This is a genomic window from Acidithiobacillus concretivorus, from assembly GCF_018853445.1.
Lineage (GTDB): Bacteria > Pseudomonadota > Gammaproteobacteria > Acidithiobacillales > Acidithiobacillaceae > Acidithiobacillus > Acidithiobacillus concretivorus.
In genome coordinates, this window is record NZ_JABELD010000145.1 from 1 (window position 1) to 253 (window position 253).

General features: G+C 56.5%; 1 protein-coding gene. It reads right to left on the reverse strand.

Annotation, left to right across the window (positions count from 1 at the left end; translation table 11 throughout):
- On the reverse strand, positions 1–253 hold a 253-nt coding region (locus HJG40_RS14025; RefSeq protein ID WP_215864771.1), incomplete at both ends, for an IS66 family transposase.

Consider the following 253-nt stretch of genomic DNA (forward strand, 5'->3'; position numbering starts at 1 on the left):
CGCTGCTCCACGTCATAGAAGTGGCGCCGCACATGCGCCCAGCATCCGGCTTCTGTGACTTGCTCCTTGCGATAGAGGGCATCATACCCCCCATAGTCATCGGTCTGGAGGATCCCTTTCCAGTCGCCCAGGAAGTTTTGCGGATGAATGCCCTTGCGGTCTGGGGCATAATCAAAGACCACGATGGGATGTGGGGCATCTGCCTGACTGCGATACACCCAGAGATAGGCTTTGTCCGTTTTACCACTACCAG